Source organism: Inquilinus sp., assembly GCF_057815775.1.
The window spans coordinates 1-1,500 of record NZ_JBYRFX010001009.1; the positions used below are offsets into that span (position 1 = coordinate 1).

Sequence of the window (1,500 nt, forward strand, 5' to 3'; positions counted from 1 at the left end):
GGCCTCAAGCTCGTCTCGGGAAGCTGAGGCAGGATGGCCCTCCCCGGATCGGGTCCGGGGAGGGCCGGCGACCGTTACCGCCCCGCGGCGTAGGCCTGCATCAGCCGCGGCGTGGCGGCGGCATGCAGCAGCCCGTCGGGGTCGCGGGACGCGGCGACCAGCCGGCCGACCGTCCATTCCGGCGCCGTCTCCAGCGCATGGCCGCGGCGGCGCAGATCCTCCAGCACCTCCGTTCCGAAATTCTCCTCGGCCAGCAGATGCCCGGGCTTGCGCTCGCGCGGATAGAACGAGCTGGGGAAGTGTGCCGTGTGGAACGCCGGCTGCTCGATCGCCTCCTGCAGGTTCAGCCCGTGATGGACGTGGCGCAGGAACAGCTGCAGCTGCCACTGCTCCTGCTGGTCGCCGCCGGGTGAGCCGAACACCATGTAGGGCTGGCCGTCGCGCAGGGCGAGCGACGGGGTCAGGGTGGTGCGCGGCCGCTTGCCCGGCTCCAGGCTGGCCGGCAGTCCCGGCTCCAGCCAGAACATCTGGGCGCGGGAGTTCAGCATGAAGCCCAGCTCGGGAATGACCGGCGAGGATTGCAGCCAGCCGCCGGACGGCATCGCCGCCACCATGTTGCCCCAGCGGTCGACCGCGTCGATGTGGGTGGTGTCGCCGCGCCGGGCCGACAGCATCTCGGCCGTGGTCGGCTCGCTGCTCGCGGTCCCCGCGCCGCTGATCTTCGACAGCCGCTCCAGCGCCGCCATCACCCGGTCGACCTGGGCCTCATAGCCCGGCACCCGGCCGGGCCGCAGGTCGCGCGAGGCGGTGGTGCCGATCAGGCCGCGGCGGGCGTCGTTGTAGCCATCGGACAGCAGCGCCTCGACCGGCACGTCGACGAAATCCGGGTCGCCGTAATAGATCTCGCGGTCGGCGAAGGCGAGCTTCATCGCCTCGGTGACGGTGTGCACGAAATCAGCGCTGGCGGGACCCATCGACGCCAGGTCGATGTCCTTCAGCAGGGCGAGCGTCTGCAGGAACACCGGCCCCTGGCCCCAGGGCCGGATCTTGGCCACGGTGTGGCCGTGATAATCATAGGTCAGCGGCGTGTCGTAGGTCGGGCTCCAGCCCGCCATGTCGTCGCCGGTGATGACGCCGCGGTGGCGCCGGCCGCTCTCGTCCATCACCTCGGTGTTGCGCGAGAAGCGGTCGATCGCTTCGGCCACGAAGCCGTTGTAGAAGGCGGCCCGCGCCGCCTCGATCTGACGCTCGCGGTCGCCGCCGACCGCCTCGGCCTCGCGCAGCACCCGCTTCCAGGTCTCGGCCAAAGCCGGGTTGCGGAACAGCCGCTTGGCCTGCGGTGCCACCCCGCCGGGCAGGAACACCGCGGCTGAGGTCGGCCATTCCGTCTCGAAGAAGGTCGCGAGGCCGGCGATGGTGTCGGCCACCCGCGGCAGCATCGGGTGGCCGCCCTCGGCGTAATGGATCGCCGGCTCCAGCACGTCGCGCACGGTCAGGGTG

General features: G+C 71.5%; 1 protein-coding gene. It reads right to left on the minus strand.

All coding sequences use genetic code 11. The annotated features are described in order from the left end of the window. Positions 1–74: 74 nt before the first annotated feature. The coding region (locus tag AC3XYG_RS36040) for a gamma-glutamyltransferase family protein (RefSeq protein ID WP_489144714.1) at positions 75–1,500 on the minus strand (1,426 nt) is incomplete at its 5' end.